The following is a 1,441-nucleotide window of genomic DNA, read 5'->3' as shown; positions in this document are numbered from 1 at the left end:
CAAGGGCAACCACCTGTACGGGATGACCGACGCCGCGCTGCCTGCTGCGTTCGAGCGCGCGGTGAGGTGGGGGGTCAGGAGGTCGGCCTGGGTGTTGGTGAGTGCGGTGCCCAGGGTGGCGACGCCGACGTAGCGGCCGTCGCCGGCCAGGGTGACGGCGATCGCGTCGATCGGGCCTTCGACCAGGACGGGGGCGGCACCGGCGGTGAGGGCCTGCGCGGCGTCGGTCATCCCGTACAGGTGGTTGCCCTTGCGGTAGACGGGGGTGTCGCTGGTGTTCAGGTACTTCGGGCCGTACCGGTCCACCCCGCCAGTTGCGCCGCTGGCGCCCTCGCGCGTGCTCTCGTCCGTAGTGTCATGAGTGGTGTCGTGGGTGGGGTTGCGGCGGGCGATGAACCCGGCGATGCCGTGCTCGTCGCGGATCGGCAGGACGAGCCGGTCCCGGAACCGGTCGATGACCTGCCCGGTGGACGCGACTGCCCCCAGCCCGGCCGCCACGATCTCGTCGTCGCTCGCGCCAGCTCGGCGTAGGACCGTCACCAGCGACCGCCACCCGGCCGGGGCGTACCCGGGGCTGAACCGCGGGTCGTCGGTCAGGTCGCTGCCGAGTCGCTCTTGCAGGTACCGCGGGACCCACGAGGTCGGGTACGAAGCCGTGAAGAAGTCGTGCGCGAGCCGGTTCAGCTCGTAGACCCGCCGCCGGCCGGCCAGGTCGGTAGCCGGGTGGCCCGGCGGCGGGACGACGGCGGCGGCCTCACCGACGCGTGGTTCAACGATCGGGCCCCGGCGGGCGATCGCCTCGAGCTCCGCGCGGGTCTGCGCGTCGACGTCCTCGGCCAGCGCCCGGGTCCCCGCCTCGTCGTCGGCCGGCGGGATGTCGTCCGGGACTGTGGCGACCTCGAACGGATCGGGTGGCGGCGGCACGTCGTCCGGATCGAGCGACGCCTCCGCGTCGACCGGGTCACTGCCGGGTGCGGGGTCGGGGTGGCCGGTGGCGAGCAGCCCGACGCGCCACGTCAACGCCTGGGTGAGCTCGTTGTCCCGCAGTGCGTAGGCAGATTGGTGGCTGTCGCTGGTGGAGCCGGCGTGGAGGAGCTCCCATGCAGTGGCCAGGACGGCGTCCGGCTGCCAGCCGTGATCGGTGGCGGTCGTGACGGCGGCGACGAGTCCGGGCCAGGCCCGGTCGCTCTGGACTCGGCCTGCAGCGCGGGCACCGAGCACCGCGGTGAGGGCGGGCGCCCAGTCCGGGCGCAGGCCCTCGGTGCTGGGCGTGCTGGAGGTGCCTGTGCTGACTGCGCTGCGGGTGCTGGCGGTGTCGTAGCGGGGTCGGGTGAGGGTTGCGGGCAGGTGGCGGGTCAGGCGCCACCACAGGGCGGCTGCGGGTTGCTCGTCGGGCAGCGGGTGGTGCGCGGCGACGGCGGTGGTGGTGGTGAGGGCGGCG

General features: G+C 74.2%; 1 pseudogene. It reads right to left on the bottom strand.

Features of this window, described 5'->3' with window-relative positions:
- Window positions 1–1,441 (bottom strand): annotated as a pseudogene (locus tag ECOMGDLI_RS00260) (hypothetical protein); the annotation flags it as partial.

Origin of the sequence: Kineosporia sp. R_H_3 (genome assembly GCF_002198675.1) — a bacterium.
Lineage (GTDB): Bacteria > Actinomycetota > Actinomycetes > Actinomycetales > Kineosporiaceae > R-H-3.
The sequence above is the reverse complement of the archived record's forward strand: the minus strand, read 5'-3'. Positions and strand labels throughout refer to the sequence as shown.